The following is a 16,400-nucleotide window of genomic DNA, read 5'->3' as shown; positions in this document are numbered from 1 at the left end:
TTGTGATTACCTTTTCAGAGGCGCAACTTGTCACGTGGTTGTCCCCATTGATTTGGCCTTTTCTGCGTACCTTGGCATTATTCACGTCAGCGCCGATTTTTTCTTCCAAGGCGTTTCCAGTCAGGGCGCGTATTGCGCTGGCTTTTTTTGTGGCGTTGGCTGCTCAACCCAGTTTGGATGGACAACCGGTGATCAGCATCAACGATCCTGGTGCGTTTGGTGCTGTTTTCCAACAGGTGGGAGTGGGGTTATCCATCGGTTTTGCCATACGTGTGGTACTGGCTTCTGTTGAGTTGGCTGGTGAGGTGGTGGGGTTTCAGATGGGCTTGGGCTTTGCTTCCTTTTTCGATCCATCCATGGGGTCGCAGTCCAGCGCTGTGGCCCGTTTCTTCGGGCAAATGGCAACCTTCATGTTCATTGTCATGGGTGGCCATATGATGGTGCTGATGACGGTGATCGCCAGCTTCACCGCATTTCCGGTTGATCAGAACTTTCTGGAAGCGCTCAAGCAAATGAAAATCCAGCAGTTGGGTGCAGACCTTTTTTCTACCGGTCTGTGGATGTCTTTGCCCATGGTGGGGATGTTGATGTTTGCCAACTTGGCGCTGGGGATTGTGTCGCGTGTGGCACCACAAATGAATATTTATGCAATCGGATTTCCTATCACCTTGACGGTAGGTCTGGTGGGTATGGCCGTTACTTTGCCCATGCTTGATGCTCCGTTTTTGGTTTTGATGAGTCGAGCCATTGATATTTTTTCACTGAGATGAGGGGTATTCAAGTTCAGACAAGTCCGTTTCGGATCGCGTAAACCGTCAATTCGGAGTTGTTGGAAAGTTTCAATTTTTCCAGCACTCGAGATCTGTAAACACTCACAGTCTTGGGGCTGAGCATGAGTTCTTGTGCAATGTCTGATAAGCGTTTACCTGAGGCAATTTTCAGCAAAGTTTGTAATTCACGTTCTGACAAACTCGCATGTGGGCTACTGCTCTCTGGTGTATTGAGATTGTCGACCAGCATTTGTGCGACAGTCGGTGTGACGTATTTGCGCCCTTGTGCGACGGTACGTACCGCTGTGATCAGATCAGCCGGATCACCCGCTTTGTTCAAGTAGCCTTGCGCCCCTGCTTTCAGGCAGCGTATGGCATATTGATCCTCCGGGTACATGGAAACCATCAGGACTTTGATAAGAGAGTCGGTTTCCCGCAAGCTGGTTAACACTTCAAGTCCGCCGCGACCTGGCAAGTTGATGTCAAGCACCAGGACATCGCATGCATGTGTGCGGATAGCATCGCGTACTTCGGCATAACTGCCGGATTCGGCTGTCACCTGGATGTCAACAGCTTCTGACAAGGTGTCCCGAATCCCGCGGCGTACCATGGCATGATCATCACAAAGAATCACTCGAATCATTGGTCGAAGTCTCCTGGGTTATTGTTTTCATCCGGTGAAAGAGGAATGGACAAAATGATAGATGTGCCACGTCCGGACTGTGCACTGACATCCAGCCAGCCATCTACTGTGCGTGCCCGCTCCTTGAGGCCGCGAATACCAAATGATCCCACTTTGGCAAGATCTTGTTCTGAAATTCCTACCCCATCATCAGTGATCTCCAGAGTCAGAACACCCTCTGTGTCAGAGAGTTCAATCTGGACTTGGGAGCAGCGGGCGTATTTGCCGACGTTGGTGAGCGCTTCTTGTGTGGTTCGGTAAGCCGCAAGTTGCACTGGTTTTGGCAAGCCATCAATTTTGTGAGGGGCACGAACAGTCACTGGCAGGCCCGTTCTTTTGGAAAAGCTGGTGGCCAACCAGTGAACAGCGGCCACCAGTCCCTGATCAAGCACCGCAGGCCTCAAGTTCATCATGATGCGCTGACTGGCCTCCAGCGCGTGTGTCAGCATGTCATTGGCTGCACTCAGGTGTGATAAGGCTGCTGTATCTGTGGTGTGTCGGGACATCCATGCCAAGTCAAAACGAACAGCCGCCAAAGACCCACCAATGTCATCATGAATTTCACGTGCAATGGCTGCACGTTCTTGCTCTATGGTGATTTGCAAATGTTCTGCAAAACTGGCCAGACGTTTTTCTGATTCGGCTAGTTCGAAATCAGCGGCTTCTTTCTCCTGCTGGATACGGTGTATTTCAATGGTTCGCTCCAGCACTCGCCAGAGCTTGCCCATGTCTTCTTTGGGTAGGTAGTCGCTGATACCCATTTTGATGGCGGCTACAGCTGCAGATTCACCAATCGCCCCAGAAAGCAAGACAAAAGGTGTCTGTAAGTGATGTTGTTGCAGGATCTTCCATGCATCCAGCGCAGTAAACCCCGCCAATCTGTAATCAGCCAGAATCACGCTAAATCTGGATTGTGTAAGGATGAGGGAAAAGTCTTCAAGCGTATCAACGCGTGTGAGTTCCACGCAAGCTTCGGCTTTCTTAAGTGCCCGCTTGACCAGTTCATGATCAAGGGTCGAGTCTTCCAGATGCAAAATCCGTAAAGGGGGGGTGTTTGAGGTTGGACTCATCATGATTGGCGCTATGATTGTCTTCAATAGTAAAGCTTATCTGGTTTGTCGTGCGTTCATAGGAGAGATGATTGGCCATATCGCCTGATCAAACGCCATTTTCGGTTCCGACAGTTGAATTGCCTGTGATGCTGGTTGCAGAGGTGCAGGATTCTTTGTTGGTGGTTGTGCACGATCTCAATCGACTCGACGGTTTACTGGCGCACACCATGGAAAACCTGATGTTGCGCTTTACGGCAGCCAGTGCCAATCTTTCTGATCCTGCACTGGTCGCTGTTAAAGAGCTCGAAGGGGTTCGTACAGCTTTGCATGCCGCAGTGACAGAGTTGCAGTTCCAGGATATGGCCTCGCAGTTGATCGGGCACACCTCGAAGATATTGCAAGGCTGCGCTTATCGCTTGGCATCTGATGCGATGGGTTACGAGGACGGAGAAGCCGTGCCATTTGTCGAAGATGTTCCCGAGCGACCCAATCCGGTTACTCAAGACGAAATGCAGGCTGGATCGATTGAGCTGTTCTAAGTGTTTTTAGATTGAATTTGTCGGAGTTATTCATGCCTTTAATACTCGCTGTAGATGATTCGCCGTCAATGCGCAAGATGGTGTCATTCACTCTGGTTGGTGCCGGGTATCAGGTGGTAGAGGCTGTGGATGGTGTGGATGCGTTTGAGAAAGCACAAACACAGGTTTTTGATCTGGTTTTAACAGACCAAAATATGCCACGCCTAGATGGCTTGGGTTTGACACGCAAGTTGCGTGAGCATCCCAATTTCAAGTCAACGCCCATTTTGATGCTCACCACGGAATCCAGTGATCTCATGAAGCAAGCGGGTCGGGCCGCGGGTGCTACAGGCTGGCTGGTGAAGCCTTTTGACCCTATAAGATTGATAGAAGTCATCAAAAAAGTCATCAAGTAAGTACTTTTTATTACCAGGTTCAAGAATTCGTCAGGAGACAGATATGGCTGAAGTGCATCAGGATTCAGGTGGTTCAGGAGCTGACTTTGATTTAAGTCAGTTCTATCAAATTTTCTTTGAGGAAGCTGGCGAAAATCTCGATTTGATGGAGCAGATGTTGCTCAACTTGAATCTGGAAACTGCGGATGATGAAGAGTTGAATGGTATTTTCCGTTGTGCACATTCCGTCAAGGGTGGTGCCGCTACTTTTGGTTTTTCTGATGTCGCTGAATTGACTCATCAGATGGAGTCGCTTTTGGATCGCTTGCGTCGACATGAGTTGCAACCCAACTCTGCGATGGTCGATGTGTTGCTGGAATCAGCAGATGCTTCACGTGGCTTGTTGGCGCGGCATCAGGCTGGAGATACAGGTGAAGGTCCTCCCACTGCAGATCTGGTTCGTCGCATACGTGCCTTGGTCAATGGTGAAACCCCGCCTGTGCAAGTGGCTCCGGCAGCAAAACCTGTTGTGGAGTCTGAGGTTAAGTCAGCAGCTGTCTTGTCAGTGGCCAAGCCAACTGCAGATGGGGTTCGACATCTTTTGATTACCATCAGCAAGATGGAACGTCAGGAGCAAGCCGATGCCTTGAAGGAACTGTTTCGTGATATTCCTGGTTTGGGTGACATCAAAGAGCTTCCAAGAACGGCTACGGGTAGCCGTTTGTTTGAAGTGAACACCACGTCCACCAACGAAGATTTGCTGGATTTGTTTGTGTTTCATGTATCACGTGAACAAGTGGTGATTCAGGATAAACAAGCAGAAGCATCTGTTGAAACCGGTTTTGGTTTTTTTGAGGGTGCCCCAGGCGCACCCCAGGTTGCCGTTGAGCCCTCGGTTGTAGCCGAACCGGTCGTTCAGGCTGTTGAAGCCGTCCAGGTGAATGTGACCAAATCTGCAGCCAAGTCTGCCCCGGCCATAGGTCCTGTGGGCGCTCAGCCAGAAGCGGCCACTATTCGTGTGGCGATTAATAAAGTGGATCAGTTGATCAATCTGGTGGGTGAACTGGTGATCACGCAGGCCATGCTTGCTCAAAACAGTCGTGCGCTGGACCCTGCCTTGTACCAACAGCTATTGACCGGGTTAACCGATTTGGATCGCAACACTCGGGACCTGCAAGAGTCGGTGATGTCGATTCGGATGATTCCCATGTCGATTGTGTTCAGCCGTTTTCCGCGCATGCTGCGTGATTTGGCGGGCAAGTTGGGTAAAAAAGTGGAGTTTGTGACGCAAGGTGAAGCGACAGAGCTTGACAAGGGCCTGGTTGAGAAAATCACCGATCCTCTGACACATTTGGTGCGTAACAGTTGTGATCATGGGATTGAGCTGCCCGCCGATCGTGTACGTGCTGGCAAGTCAGAAACTGGCACCATTACTTTGTCTGCGTCTCATCAAGGCGGATCCATTGTGATTGAGGTACGCGATGATGGGCGCGGCATGTCACGCGAAAAAATTCTAGCCAAAGCCCGAGAGAAGGGGCTGGATGTTTCGGACAGCATGACCGATGCAGAAGTTTGGCAGTTGATTTTTGCGCCTGGATTTTCGACCGCCGAGGTGGTTACAGACGTATCTGGACGCGGTGTGGGTATGGATGTGGTCAAACGGAACATCACCTCGCTCAACGGTACCGTTGACATTGAGTCGGCAGAAGGTTACGGCATGAGGGTGTCGGTGCGTTTGCCGTTAACTTTGGCCATCATGGATGGCATGTCGGTAGGTGTCGGCAATGAGGTGTACATCCTGCCGCTGTCTTCCGTGGTGGAGTCGTTCCAGGTCAAGTCTGAGGCGGTCAGTACCGTGGGTCAGGATGCACAGTTGGTCAAGGTACGTGATGAATACATGCCAGTCATTGAGCTTGAAAAGGTGTTTCAGGTACCTCGATTTGATTCGGAAAAGGTCAGTGACATCATGGTGGTGATTGAGGCGGAAGGTAGTCGTGTGGTGTTGTTGGTGGATGAGTTGCTGGGCCAGCAACAGGTGGTGGTGAAAAACCTCGAGTCCAACTACCGCAAGGTACCTAACGTTTCGGGGGCAACGATTCTTGGCGACGGCAAAGTGGCCTTGATTTTGGACACTGCTGCGTTGGTACGTCGTTCACGGCACTGATAGCCGGGCACGGTTCAGGAGAAACAACATGAGTGCAATTGAAAAAGTAAATGATGTGGTGTCTGTTGGAGCCCGTGAGTACCTCACCTTCAGGCTTGACCGTGAAGAGTACGGTATTGACATCTTGAAAGTGCAGGAAATTCGTGGTTACGAGCCACCTACGCGTATTGCCAATGCGCCCTCCTTTCTCAAGGGGGTGGTGAATTTGCGCGGCACGATCGTGCCCATTGTGGACATGCGGTTGAAGTTCAATTGCGCCAACGCCCAATACGATGCGTTCACCGTGGTCATCATTCTTCACTTGCATCACCGTATTGTGGGCATTGTGGTGGACTCGGTCAGCGATGTGATGGAACTTTCCCCTGAAAATCAGCGCCCAGCGCCAGAGGTCGACAGTGTGATTGACCGGGATTGTGTGATTGGTCTGGGTGCGTTGGCAGACCGGATGCTGATCTTGCTTGACATTGAAAAGCTGATGTCTGGTGTAGACATGGGGCTGGTGTCTGACCCCTGTTGAGGTCTTAAACTGCATTGATATGTCCGTATTTCCATCAGGTCAGTTTCAGCAAGACCCTGGCTTGACCGATGTGCAAGGCCGTGAGTTTGCTTGGTCAGATGCAGATTTCAGCCGCGTCCAGGCCCTGATCTACCAGCGTGCGGGTATCAGTTTGCACGATGGCAAACATGCCATGGTGTACAGCCGTTTATCGCGACGCTTGAGGGAAACCGGGCACCAGAGTTTCAAGGCCTATCTAAGCTGGCTTGAAGCACAGGATGGTGCCGAGTGGCAAGAATTTATCAATGCCTTAACCACCAACTTGACTTCGTTTTTCCGTGAGCATCACCATTTTCAGGTTTTTAGTGAGCACCTGAAAGCGCATAAAGAACATACACATTGGCGGGTTTGGTGCAGTGCGGCTTCTACCGGTGAAGAGCCTTATTCCATTCTCATGACCGCAGTGGATGCGCTGGGTGCCAATGCGCCATTCAAGTTGATGGCCAGTGACATTGACTCCAAGGTTCTGGCCATGGCCAGTCAAGGTGTTTATCGTCTGGAAAACCTGAAAAACGTAACTGAAAGCCAACTGCAAAGATATTTTTTAAAGGGCAAGGCTTCCAACAGTGGGATGGTTCGTGTCAAACCCGAATTGCAGCGTATGGTGGAGTTCATCATGGTTAACTTGGTGCGCGACGATTGGCCGTTTCGCGAACCCTTTGACATGGTTTTCTGTCGCAATGTCATGATTTATTTTGATGCCCCAACCCAGCGCAAGGTGTTGGAGCGTATCTACCGTGTGATGGTACCTGGGGGTTTATTGTTTGTCGGACATGCTGAAAATTTCAGTGAGTCGCGCGATCTGTTTGTCTTGAAGGGAAAAACCGTGTATGAGCGTCGCTAAAGTTGCCAGCGCTCGCGCGTCCAGAATCGACTATTTGAAGTCTTTGCCGCGTAATCCGGGGGAGGCATCCTTTTTTTACAGCGATCATCACTTTCAGTACGATGCCGTCAAGGTACTTCCGGGGGAGTACTTTGTGTCCGGCGAAGACATCATGATCATGACCGTATTGGGTTCTTGTATCTCGGCTTGTATTTGGGACGGTCGCATCAGAGCCGGTGGCATGAATCATTTCATGTTGCCTGAAGGAGATGGGAATGATGGTGGTGGTCGCTATGGCTCTTATGCCATGGAGCTGTTGATCAACCAAATGCTCAAGATGGGTGCTCGGCGTGAAACCATGCAGGCCAAGGTATTTGGCGGTGCGCAGGTCATGGCCGGGTTTACCTCGATGAATGTGGGCGAGCGAAACACCAAATTTGTGCTGGATTACTTGTCTACCGAGCGTATACCGGTGGTGTCACAAGACGTTTTGGACATTCACCCCAGAAAAGTTTGTTATTTTCCTGTGACTGGCAGAGCCTTGGTGAAACGCTTGGCACATTCCCACCCGGAAACGCTGGTTGTCGAAGAGCGCAAAGGCAATGCTGCCTTTATGGCCAAGACCACCGCCGGTGGCTCTGTTGATTTGTTTTGAGGATCAATATTGAAAAAGATTCGTATTGTGGTGGTGGATGATTCTGCGCTGGTGCGCAGCCTGTTGGCAGGCATCATCAACCGCCAGCCCGACATGGAATGTGTGGGGGCGGCTCACGACCCCTTGATTGCGCGTGAAATGATTCGCGAGTTAAATCCCGATGTCATCACGCTGGACATCGAAATGCCCCGTATGGATGGCATTGATTTTTTGGGGCGTTTGATGCGCCTTCGGCCTATGCCGGTGGTGATGATTTCAACGCTGACAGAGCGTGGTGCAGAGGTCACCATGAAGGCCCTTGAACTCGGTGCGGTGGACTTTGTCTCCAAACCCCGCATGGGTGTTGCAGATGGTTTGAACGAGTTGTCGACCCAAATTGTCGAAAAAATCCGCATTGCCGCCAACGCACATATCCGCCGCCTTGGGCCTCAGGTAGCGGCAGCAAACCCAGACAAAGCACCTGAAGCACGTGTACCCGTGACCTTGTTGGGGCGGGTGTCCACTGAAAAATTGGTATTTATTGGAGCTTCGACGGGTGGAACCGAGGCCATCAAGGAGGTGCTCACCCCCTTGCCGGCAGATTTTCCGGCGATTGTTATTACCCAGCATATGCCGCCGGGCTTCACGACCAGTTTTGCAGCACGACTCAACAGCCTGTGCCGCATAGCGGTGAGAGAAGCCGTCAATGGCGAACGCATCCTGCCGGGGCACGCCTATCTGGCCCCGGGTGGTAAACAGTTCAGGGTTGACCGCAGCGGAGCCAATTATGTGGCCGTGGTGGAAGACGGTGAGCCCGTCAACCGGCACAAGCCTTCGGTAGAGGTTCTGTTCAGATCCGGGGCCAAAGTGGCCGGGCGTAATGCCTTTGGCATCATGCTCACCGGGATGGGCAATGATGGTGCCAAAGCCATGCGGGAAATGAAAGATGCGGGGAGCTACAACTTTGTGCAGGATGAAGCCTCTTGCGTGGTGTTTGGGATGCCCAAAGAGGCCATTGCCCATGGTGCCGCAGATGAAGTCCTGCCGTTGAAGGATATTGCCGGGGCGTTGATCGCCAAACTCAACGCCTCGGCAGACCGTTTCCGCGTTTAAACCAGCAGCGTGCCTGGGCACTCCAGTGTGCCGCGAATCTGCTGAATGAACTCGGCGGCCTGCATGCCGTCCACCACCCGGTGGTCAAATGAGCTCGACAGGTTCATCATCTTGCGTGCCGTCACCAGCCCACTTTTGATCATGGGCCGCTCGACGATGCGGTTGGTGCCCACAATAGCCACCTCCGGGTAGTTGATCACCGGCGTGCTGACGATTCCGCCCAGGGCACCCAGGCTGGTCAAGGTGAGGGTGGAGCCACTCAGGTCCTCCCGCGTGGCCCGGCCGCTGCGGGCCGCTTCGCTGACGCGCAGCACCGCCGCAGCACTGGCCCACAAGTCCAGCGTTTCAGCATGGCGAATCACCGGCACCATCAGGCCACCGCTGGTTTGGGTGGCAATGCCCAGATGCACCGCCGAAAACCGTGTCAACTGGTTGACATCGTCGTCATAACGGGCATTCACCTCCGGGTGGTCGCGCACCGCCAAAACCATGGCACGCATTAAAAACGGCAGCAGGGTCAAGCGGCCACGGCTGGCACCGTACTGCGTATTCAGGCGCGCACGCAGCTCCTCCAACTCGGTCACATCGATTTCTTCAACATATGTGAAGTGGGGGATGTGCCGCTTGGCTTCCTGCATTTTTTGCGCGATTTTGCGTCGCAGGCCAATCACTGGAATCGTTTCTTGGGCCTCCATGGCCTTGTAGCGCCCGTCCTCATTGCGCAAACAGCTATTAATATCAGAGCGTTTGGTGGCGTAGTCTTGCAAATCAGCCTGCGTGATGCGCCCAGCCGGGCCGGTGGCTGGCACTTGGCTCAAATCCACCCCCCATTCCCAGGCCAGTCGACGCACAGCGGGGGCCGCGATGGGGTGGCTGCTGCACAAGCCGATACCCGAAACACTGACTGCTGGAGCCGGTTCAGAGGCTGCTGGTGATGATGATGCCGGTCTCTCCGGCTGTTTTTCGGGCACTTCAGGGGCTTGTTCGGTCTGCGCAGGTGCTTCAATAATCGTAGCTGCTTGCGCAGGTAATACGGGTTCTGCAGACGAATTGATATGAATAATTTCGGTGCCAACCGCCACCACCTGACCCACCGCAGCGTTGAGTGACACCACGGTGCCCGCCACATGTGACGGAATTTCTACCGTGGCTTTGTCTGTCATCACATCGGCCAGGATCTGGTCTTCTGCGACCACGTCGCCAACCTTGACATGCCATGCGACCAGTTCCACTTCGGCAATGCCTTCGCCAATGTCGGGCATCTTGATGGTTTGTAGGGTCATGGTTCAAGCCTCCATCACACGTTGCAGAGCCGCCGCCACACGCGCCGGCCCCGGAAAATACGACCACTCCTGCGCGTGCGGGTAGGGTGTGTCCCAGCCCGTGACCCGCTCAATCGGCGCTTGCAGGTGGTAGAAACAATGCTCTTGCATCAGGGCCAGCAGTTCCGCCCCGAGCCCATTGGTGCGGGTGGCTTCGTGCACGATCACGCAGCGCCCGGTTTTCTTGACCGAGGCTACCAGGGTGTCCAGATCCAGCGGCCACAGGCTGCGCAGATCGATGATCTCGGCATCCACACCACTTTCCAGTGCGGCGGCTTCGGCCACATGCACCATCGTCCCATAGGCAATCACCGTGACTGAGTTGCCAGGGCGGGTGATGCGCGCACTGTCCAGCGGCACGGTGTAGTAGCCTTCAGGCACTTCGCCCAGTGGGTGTTTGCTCCAGGGCACGACAGGGCGCTCATGGTGGCCGTCAAACGGGCCGTTGTACAGGCGTTTGGGCTCCAGAAAGATCACGGGGTCGTTGTTTTCAATCGATGCAATCAGCAAGCCTTTGGCATCATACGGGTTCGATGGCATCACAGTGCGCAGGCCGCACACCTGGGTGAACATGGCCTCAGGGCTCTGGCTGTGGGTTTGTCCTCCATAAATGCCACCGCCGCAAGGCATGCGGATGGTCAAGGGGCAGGTGAAGTCACCCGCCGAGCGGTAGCGCAGGCGTGCCGCCTCTGACACGATCTGATCGGTGGCCGGGTACACATAATCGGCAAACTGGATTTCGACCACCGGGCGCAGGCCATAAGCGGCCATGCCGACGGCCGTGCCGACAATACCGCCCTCGGAAATGGGCGCGTCAAATACACGTTGGTTGCCAAATTTCTGCTGCAAGCCTTCGGTGCAACGAAACACGCCGCCAAAGTAGCCGACATCCTGGCCGTAAACCACCACATTGGGGTCGCGCTGCAGCATCACGTCCATGGCGGAGCGCAGGGCCTGGATCATGGTCATGGGGCTGGTTTTCAAGGTCTCGGTCATGATCAGGCTCCAATCTCTTGACGCTGACGCAGCAAATGCGCAGGCATCTCTTGGTAGACATCTTCAAACATGCTGCTGATGTCCTGGCTATGGGTATCGGCCAGGGTGCCGAATTTTTCGGCTTCTTTCTGGGCTGCGGACACTTCAGCTTCCACTGCCTTTTTGGTGGCTTCGTGTTCGGCATCCGACCAGGCCCCCAGCACGATCAGGTGTTTTTTGAGTCGCTCAATCGGGTCACCCAGCGGAAAGCGTGCCGCGTCATTGGCCGGGCGGTATTTGCTGGGGTCATCCGAGGTGGAGTGCGGCCCGGCGCGGTAGGTCACCCACTCGATCAGGGTCGGCCCGAAGTTGCTGCGGGCGCGTTCCAGCGCCCATTTCGAGGCGGCGTAGACCGCCAGAAAGTCGTTGCCATCGACCCGTAGCGAGGCAATGCCGCAGCCCGCGCCGCGTGCGGCAAACGTGGTGCCTTCGCCGCCGGCAATCGCCTGAAAGGTGGAAATGGCCCACTGGTTGTTGACCACGTTGATGATCACCGGGGCGCGGTAGACGTGGGCAAAGGTCAGGGCGGTGTGAAAGTCGGCTTCTGCCGTGGCACCGTCGCCAATCCAGGCGCTGGCCACCTTGTCGTCGCCCTTGATGGCGCTGGCCATGCCCCAGCCCACGGCCTGGATCACCTGAGTGGCGAGGTTGCCGGAGATGGAGAAAAAGCCCTGCTTCTTGCTGGAATACATCACCGGCAGCTGCCGTCCCTTCATCGGGTCGTGTGTGTTGCTGTAGAGCTGGCAGATCATGTCCACCATGTTGTTGTCCTCGCGAGTGAGCAGCAAGCCTTGCTGGCGGTAGGTGGGGAAACACATGTCGCCTTCGCCAATGGCCAGCGCGTGGGCACAGGCAATGGCTTCTTCGCCCAGGCATTGCATGTAAAACGACATTTTTTTCTGCCGCTGGGCGATTTGCATGCGGGCATCAAAGGCCCGGGTCAGCAGCATGGCGCGCATGCCGCGTTTGAGCAGCGCCACGTCCATTTCTGGAGCCCAGGGGCCAACAGCATGGCCGTTGTCGTCCAGCACGCGGATCAGTGCAAAAGCCAGATCGTTGGTTTGTGCCGCCGCCACATTCACTGGCGGGCGGCGTTTGGCACCGGCGGCTGACAAAGGCAGATAAGAAAAATCCGTGTCGTGTCCTGGACGCCCGGTGGGCTCCGGCACGTGCAGGTGCAGGGGTTTGCGCTGTGGCATGGTGAAGGTCTCCTTGCAGACTTGTGATCTGACTCAGAATACGTTGAACAGGGCCTGATGTCATTGGGTAAAGCACCTAGACCGTGACTTGCAACCCGGCTTACAGGATCGCTGCAGGCTTGGAATTGCGCGCCAGAGCATAACGCAAATACGCACAATCCGGCCATCTTTGGCGTGCGACAAGCACTGAGGATTTTGAAAAACCCTGAAAAATAGTCGAACTTATTTCGCCGATATGCTGCACCTTTCAACTCAAGGAGACAGGCATGCTGACACCAGACCAAACCCAAGACTTTGATGCATTGCTTCCTGGTCAATCTACCGTCTTGGGTGCCAGTCGCCGGACGGCGTTGAAGGTGGCTTTAGGGGTAGGTTATGCCGCTGCGGCCACCCCCATCATGGCACAAACCGCCATCAAAACATCCAGCGAAGGCTTGACCACTGGTGAGGCCATTTATGACGTAGAAGGTTTTTCTGTACCGTTTTTCTATGCCGCACCTGAAGGCAAAAAAAATCTGCCGGTGATTCTGGTTGTTCATGAGATTTTTGGTGTCCATGAATACATAGCCGACACTTGTCGCCGCTTGGCTAAAGCCGGTTATCTGGCCATTGCCCCAGAGCTGTACGCCCGTCAAGGGGACCCCAGCAGTTACGGTGAAATGGCCAAATTGATGGCTGAAGTGGTCTCCAAGGTACCGGATGCCCAGGTCATGGGTGACCTGGACGGTGCCGTTAAGTGGGCAGGTGAGAACGGTGGCGATCTGAAAAAAGTGGGCATTACCGGCTTTTGCTGGGGTGGCCGTATCACCTGGCTGTATGCGGAGCGAAGCCAACACGTCAAAGCCGGGGTGGCTTGGTATGGTCGATTGGTGGGCACTGCTTCTGAACTTACGCCGAAACATCCACTGGATATGGCTGCCGAACTGAAAGCGCCGGTGCTGGGACTGTATGGAGGGCAGGATGGTGGCATTCCGTTAACCACGATCAACCAGATGAAAGAGGCGCTGGCGCAAGCCGGAGCCAAGGGTAATGTTGCCGCCAAGGCATCGGAATTTGTAGTCTACAAAGATGCGCCACATGCGTTTCATGCTGACTATCGGCCAAGCTACCGCAAAGAGGCCGCAGCCGATGGCTTTGTCCGGGCCTTGGCCTGGTTTAAGGCACATGGGGTGGCTTGAAACTGGACATATCAAACAAGCCATCCCCGGTTTTACCGGGGGGGTGAAACGCGTTGTTACCTGACCATCGGGCGGGGTTTGTTCAGCAGGTACAGCAGTTGCGCCCGGGCTTCGGGCCATTCGCCAGCACGCATGCTGTACATCACCGTGTCGCGGATGGTGCCATCGCGGCGCAGGGCGTGGCCACGGATCACGCCGTCTTTTTGGGCACCCAGACGCTCAATGGCAGCTTGACTGGCAAAGTTGAAGTTGTCCGTGCGCCAGCCAACCAGGTGGCAGCCCAGGGTCTCGAAAGCGTGGGTCATCATGAGCAGCTTGCAGGTGGTGTTGACGTGACTGCGCTGGGCACTTTTGGCGTACCAGGTCCAGCCAATTTCCACGCGCTTGATGGCGGGCACGATGTCGTGAAAGCTGGTGCAGCCCAGCACCTTGCCACTGGTCGAATCAGTGACGGCAAAGGCAAACCGGTTGCCTGCTTCGCGCATGGCCAGCGCGGTTTCGATGTAGGGGCGGGTCTGGTCGGGTTCGGGCACCGAGGTGATGCGCAAGTTCCATAACTCGCCGTCAGCGGCAGCGGCGCGCAGGCCGTCTTCGTGTTCAAGGGCTAGCGGCACCAGTGTGATGCCGCGTGCGCTCAGGGTGACAGGTTCAACAAAAGCCATGGGGTTCTCCAAAAAATGTTTTCAGAATGCCAGCCTGTCCAGAGGGTCGCGCGGTAGCCTGTGGGGGCAATTCCCCGATTTCTGTACTCCCGTATGAGGGGGATGCCCCCACGGGCTACCGTGCAGCGAAGACTCATATTGCTGGATAAGCGGCTGTAACAAGTCTTATCGGTTGCGGCTCTGCATAAACACCAGTTTTTCAAACAGCGTCACATCCTGCTCGTTCTTTAGCAACGCGCCCACCAGCGGTGGCACGGCCACCTTGTCACCTTCGGATTGCAGTACAGACGCGGGAATGTCTTGCGCCATCAGCAGTTTGAGCCAGTCCAGCAGTTCGCTGGTGGAAGGCTTCTTTTTCAGGCCGGGCAGGTTACGCACGTCGAAGAAGGTTTTCATGGCCGCGCTGAGCAGTTCGGCCTTGAGGCCAGGGAAGTGCACGTCCACAATCTGCCTCATGGTGGTGGCATCGGGGAACTTGATGTAGTGGAAGAAGCAGCGGCGCAGAAAGGCATCGGGCAGCTCTTTTTCGTTGTTGGAGGTGATGAACACCAGCGGGCGGTGTTTGGCACGGATCAGTTCGCGGGTTTCATAGCAGTAAAACTCCATACGGTCGATTTCGCGCAGCAAGTCGTTGGGGAACTCGATGTCGGCCTTGTCGATTTCGTCAATCAGCAGGGCGACCGGCTGGTCAGCGGTAAAGGCCTGCCACAGCACACCTTTGACGATGTAGTTGTGGATATTTTTGACGCGCTCGCCACCGTCCACGTCGGCCAGTTGCGAGTCGCGCAGGCGGCTGACCGCGTCGTACTCGTACAGGCCTTGCTGTGCTTTGGTGGTGGATTTGATGTGCCACTGCAGCAATGGCAGCTTCAAAGCGCCGGCCACTTCCTCGGCCAGCATGGTTTTGCCGGTGCCGGGTTCGCCCTTGACCAACAGCGGGCGCTGCAAGGTGATGGCCGCGTTCACAGAGAGCATCAGGTCGGCCGTAGCGACGTAGTTTTGGGAGCCTTGGAATTTCATGGTGAGTGTTTATACGTTCGGTGTCGGATCGGGGGGCGATGTTGGGGATGGATATCGGGTTTACGCCAAGTGGCGTATGCCAGATGGCTTCCTATAATTGTTTGATATTTATCAAATCATGCAATGTTCTTTACGAATTGTCTTAGCAAAATGAACAAATTCCTGTTGACTCTGTCATCCATACTTGTCGCTTATGCGACCACCGTGACCGCCTATGCCCAAGATATTCATGGTGATGCGGCAGCAGGATCCAAAAAAAACGCGTTGTGCGTTGGTTGTCACGGTATCAAAGGCTATCACATCGGGTTTCCTGAGGTGCATCAGGTACCCAAAATTAATGGGCAAGGCGCGGGCTACATCCGTTCCGCCTTACATGCTTACAAAACGGGGGATCGCAAACACCCTTCAATGCGTACCATTGCGGCGAGTTTGAGTGAACAGGATATGGCCGATCTGGCGGCTTTTTATGAATCCACCGGCACCGGGGCCACGTTGTCCGCGGATATTCCCAATGGTTCGGCCAAGGCTCAGAGCTTGCTCACACAAGGTGGCTGCACCTCATGCCACGGTGCTAATTTAAGCAAGCCGATTGACCCGGCTTACCCCAAGATTGCGGGCCAGCACAGTGACTATTTGTACGTTGCCTTGCGCGCTTACAAAACCAATGACAAACCCCTGATTGGTCGCGGTCATCCGATCATGGGGGGAGTGGCCAAGCAGTTTTCCAATGCGGATCTGAAGGTGTTGGCAGATTACGTGGGCAGCTTGCCTGGTGAAATCCAGACCGTGCAGCGTGATCGCCTGAAATAAGGGGGCGTTTTAGTCGCGTGTGGCATGCTGCTGCACGCAGGCTACATAAGACTCGCCATCGGGTGGCCGTCCGGCGCGTTGACTTTCCCACAGCATTTGACCCAGACAGTCCATCGCAGCGTGGTGCGCATCGTGCAAGGAGTTGCATCGGTGGCTGAGCAGTTCCACGGCCTGACGAATGCCACGAGGCTGGTCAATGCTGCATTGCTCGGTGATGGATAAATGCATCGACAAATGCAGGAAAGGATTGGTTTTGCCGGGTTCCACTTGCCCCATGCTGGCCAGTGCTGCAGGTAAGTCTGACAGTTCGGCATGGTACTCAGGGTGCTCGTTGATCCATAAACTTGCTATTGTTTCAATAGCTTCTAGCGCTTGTTCTGTCTTGGCTTTGGCGTAAACAGAGCAAAAAAAACGGCGTACATCGGCTTGGGATGGGTTGAACATAGTGGCGCGGATTGTCGCTTGCC

At 54.5% G+C, this 16,400-nt stretch carries 18 protein-coding genes; 10 read left to right on the top strand and 8 right to left on the bottom strand.

What is annotated here, in order from left to right; all coding sequences use genetic code 11:
- Positions 1-2 precede the first annotated feature (2 nt).
- Positions 3-770 (top strand): flagellar biosynthetic protein FliR, encoded by a 768-nt coding sequence (gene fliR, locus LDN84_RS17850; protein WP_223904771.1) that lies wholly within the window; start codon positions 3-5, stop codon positions 768-770.
- Positions 771-783: 13 nt separating this feature from the next.
- Here the strand turns inward: fliR and LDN84_RS17845 are convergent, their stop codons facing one another.
- On the bottom strand, positions 784-1,413 hold the full coding sequence (locus LDN84_RS17845) for a response regulator (RefSeq protein ID WP_223904770.1): 630 nt from the start codon (positions 1,411-1,413) through the stop codon (positions 784-786).
- The gene (locus LDN84_RS17840) at positions 1,410-2,522 is read right to left on the bottom strand and encodes a hybrid sensor histidine kinase/response regulator (protein WP_223904769.1); all 1,113 of its coding nucleotides are present in this window, start codon (positions 2,520-2,522) and stop codon (positions 1,410-1,412) included. The genes LDN84_RS17845 and LDN84_RS17840 overlap by 4 nt, the downstream gene beginning before the upstream one ends.
- Positions 2,523-2,650: 128 nt before the next feature.
- On the opposite strand from LDN84_RS17840, the gene LDN84_RS17835 reads away from it, so the two are divergent.
- From LDN84_RS17835 to cheB, 7 genes are read left to right on the top strand one after another with little or no spacing between them, the layout of a single operon-like run.
- Positions 2,651-3,043, top strand: a complete 393-nt coding sequence (locus LDN84_RS17835; protein ID WP_223913107.1) for a hypothetical protein — start codon at positions 2,651-2,653, stop codon at positions 3,041-3,043.
- Positions 3,044-3,075: 32 nt separating this feature from the next.
- Complete coding sequence (locus tag LDN84_RS17830) at positions 3,076-3,438, top strand: response regulator (RefSeq protein WP_223904768.1); 363 nt, start codon at positions 3,076-3,078, stop codon at positions 3,436-3,438.
- 43 nt (positions 3,439-3,481) lie between these two features.
- The gene (locus LDN84_RS17825; RefSeq protein WP_223904767.1) at positions 3,482-5,581 is read left to right on the top strand and encodes a chemotaxis protein CheW; all 2,100 of its coding nucleotides are present in this window, start codon (positions 3,482-3,484) and stop codon (positions 5,579-5,581) included.
- A 28-nt stretch (positions 5,582-5,609) separates the two neighbouring features.
- A complete protein-coding gene (locus LDN84_RS17820; RefSeq protein WP_223904766.1) occupies positions 5,610-6,098 on the top strand; it encodes a chemotaxis protein CheW in 489 nt (162 codons plus the stop codon).
- Positions 6,099-6,117: 19 nt separating this feature from the next.
- Positions 6,118-6,981 carry a CheR family methyltransferase gene (locus LDN84_RS17815; protein WP_223904765.1) on the top strand — a complete coding sequence of 288 codons (864 nt, stop codon included), beginning with the start codon at positions 6,118-6,120 and terminating at the stop codon, positions 6,979-6,981.
- Complete coding sequence (cheD, locus tag LDN84_RS17810) at positions 6,968-7,615, top strand: chemoreceptor glutamine deamidase CheD (RefSeq protein ID WP_223904764.1); 648 nt, start codon at positions 6,968-6,970, stop codon at positions 7,613-7,615. Before LDN84_RS17815 ends, cheD begins: the two co-directional genes overlap by 14 nt.
- 6 nt (positions 7,616-7,621) lie before the next feature.
- Entirely contained in the window at positions 7,622-8,707 is a 1,086-nt protein-coding gene (gene cheB, locus LDN84_RS17805) for a protein-glutamate methylesterase/protein-glutamine glutaminase (RefSeq protein ID WP_276572426.1), read from the top strand.
- On the opposite strand, the gene LDN84_RS17800 is transcribed toward cheB, so the two are convergent.
- From LDN84_RS17800 to LDN84_RS17790, 3 genes are read right to left on the bottom strand one after another with little or no spacing between them, the layout of a single operon-like run.
- Complete coding sequence (locus LDN84_RS17800) at positions 8,704-9,990, bottom strand: dihydrolipoamide acetyltransferase family protein (protein WP_223904762.1); 1,287 nt, start codon at positions 9,988-9,990, stop codon at positions 8,704-8,706. The genes cheB and LDN84_RS17800 overlap by 4 nt on opposite strands.
- 3 nt (positions 9,991-9,993) lie before the next feature.
- A complete protein-coding gene (locus LDN84_RS17795; RefSeq protein WP_223904761.1) occupies positions 9,994-11,025 on the bottom strand; it encodes an alpha-ketoacid dehydrogenase subunit beta in 1,032 nt (343 codons plus the stop codon).
- 2 nt (positions 11,026-11,027) lie between these two features.
- Positions 11,028-12,263, bottom strand: coding sequence for a 3-methyl-2-oxobutanoate dehydrogenase (2-methylpropanoyl-transferring) subunit alpha (locus tag LDN84_RS17790; RefSeq protein WP_223904760.1), 1,236 nt, complete (start codon positions 12,261-12,263; stop codon positions 11,028-11,030).
- Between the two features lie 266 nt (positions 12,264-12,529).
- Between LDN84_RS17790 and LDN84_RS17785 the strand changes: the two genes are divergently transcribed.
- On the top strand, positions 12,530-13,441 hold the full coding sequence (locus LDN84_RS17785) for a dienelactone hydrolase family protein (RefSeq protein WP_223904759.1): 912 nt from the start codon (positions 12,530-12,532) through the stop codon (positions 13,439-13,441).
- A 56-nt stretch (positions 13,442-13,497) separates the two neighbouring features.
- Here LDN84_RS17785 and LDN84_RS17780 read toward each other — a convergent pair whose 3' ends face one another.
- Both LDN84_RS17780 and LDN84_RS17775 read right to left on the bottom strand, forming a co-directional pair.
- Entirely contained in the window at positions 13,498-14,103 is a 606-nt protein-coding gene (locus LDN84_RS17780; RefSeq protein ID WP_223904758.1) for a GNAT family N-acetyltransferase, read from the bottom strand.
- Between the two features lie 165 nt (positions 14,104-14,268).
- Entirely contained in the window at positions 14,269-15,123 is an 855-nt protein-coding gene (locus LDN84_RS17775) for an AAA family ATPase (protein ID WP_223904757.1), read from the bottom strand.
- Positions 15,124-15,273: 150 nt separating this feature from the next.
- On the opposite strand from LDN84_RS17775, the gene LDN84_RS17770 reads away from it, so the two are divergent.
- The gene (locus LDN84_RS17770; protein WP_223904756.1) at positions 15,274-15,933 is read left to right on the top strand and encodes a c-type cytochrome; all 660 of its coding nucleotides are present in this window, start codon (positions 15,274-15,276) and stop codon (positions 15,931-15,933) included.
- A gap of 9 nt (positions 15,934-15,942) precedes the next feature.
- Here the strand turns inward: LDN84_RS17770 and LDN84_RS17765 are convergent, their stop codons facing one another.
- Entirely contained in the window at positions 15,943-16,377 is a 435-nt protein-coding gene (locus LDN84_RS17765) for a DUF1841 family protein (RefSeq protein WP_223904755.1), read from the bottom strand.
- Between the last annotated feature and the right edge of the window lie 23 nt (positions 16,378-16,400).

Source organism: Rhodoferax lithotrophicus (genome assembly GCF_019973615.1).
GTDB classification, from domain to species: domain Bacteria; phylum Pseudomonadota; class Gammaproteobacteria; order Burkholderiales; family Burkholderiaceae_C; genus Rhodoferax; species Rhodoferax lithotrophicus.
The sequence above is the reverse complement of the archived record's forward strand: the minus strand, read 5'-3'. Positions and strand labels throughout refer to the sequence as shown.

What these genes read in the sequence shown, in the direction of transcription:
- LDN84_RS17790 (WP_223904760.1), bottom strand. Translation starts at nt 12,263, where the DNA reads ATGCCACAGCGCAAACCCCTGCACCTGCACGTGCCGGAGCCCACCGGG.
- LDN84_RS17820 (WP_223904766.1), top strand. Translation starts at nt 5,610, where the DNA reads ATGAGTGCAATTGAAAAAGTAAATGATGTGGTGTCTGTTGGAGCCCGT.
- LDN84_RS17815 (WP_223904765.1), top strand. Translation starts at nt 6,118, where the DNA reads ATGTCCGTATTTCCATCAGGTCAGTTTCAGCAAGACCCTGGCTTGACC.
- LDN84_RS17825 (WP_223904767.1), top strand. Translation starts at nt 3,482, where the DNA reads ATGGCTGAAGTGCATCAGGATTCAGGTGGTTCAGGAGCTGACTTTGAT.
- LDN84_RS17780 (WP_223904758.1), bottom strand. Translation starts at nt 14,103, where the DNA reads ATGGCTTTTGTTGAACCTGTCACCCTGAGCGCACGCGGCATCACACTG.
- LDN84_RS17785 (WP_223904759.1), top strand. Translation starts at nt 12,530, where the DNA reads ATGCTGACACCAGACCAAACCCAAGACTTTGATGCATTGCTTCCTGGT.
- LDN84_RS17840 (WP_223904769.1), bottom strand. Translation starts at nt 2,522, where the DNA reads ATGAGTCCAACCTCAAACACCCCCCCTTTACGGATTTTGCATCTGGAA.
- LDN84_RS17845 (WP_223904770.1), bottom strand. Translation starts at nt 1,413, where the DNA reads ATGATTCGAGTGATTCTTTGTGATGATCATGCCATGGTACGCCGCGGG.
- LDN84_RS17830 (WP_223904768.1), top strand. Translation starts at nt 3,076, where the DNA reads ATGCCTTTAATACTCGCTGTAGATGATTCGCCGTCAATGCGCAAGATG.
- LDN84_RS17770 (WP_223904756.1), top strand. Translation starts at nt 15,274, where the DNA reads ATGAACAAATTCCTGTTGACTCTGTCATCCATACTTGTCGCTTATGCG.
- LDN84_RS17800 (WP_223904762.1), bottom strand. Translation starts at nt 9,990, where the DNA reads ATGACCCTACAAACCATCAAGATGCCCGACATTGGCGAAGGCATTGCC.
- LDN84_RS17835 (WP_223913107.1), top strand. Translation starts at nt 2,651, where the DNA reads ATGCTGGTTGCAGAGGTGCAGGATTCTTTGTTGGTGGTTGTGCACGAT.
- cheD (WP_223904764.1), top strand. Translation starts at nt 6,968, where the DNA reads ATGAGCGTCGCTAAAGTTGCCAGCGCTCGCGCGTCCAGAATCGACTAT.
- LDN84_RS17775 (WP_223904757.1), bottom strand. Translation starts at nt 15,123, where the DNA reads ATGAAATTCCAAGGCTCCCAAAACTACGTCGCTACGGCCGACCTGATG.
- LDN84_RS17795 (WP_223904761.1), bottom strand. Translation starts at nt 11,025, where the DNA reads ATGACCGAGACCTTGAAAACCAGCCCCATGACCATGATCCAGGCCCTG.
- LDN84_RS17765 (WP_223904755.1), bottom strand. Translation starts at nt 16,377, where the DNA reads ATGTTCAACCCATCCCAAGCCGATGTACGCCGTTTTTTTTGCTCTGTT.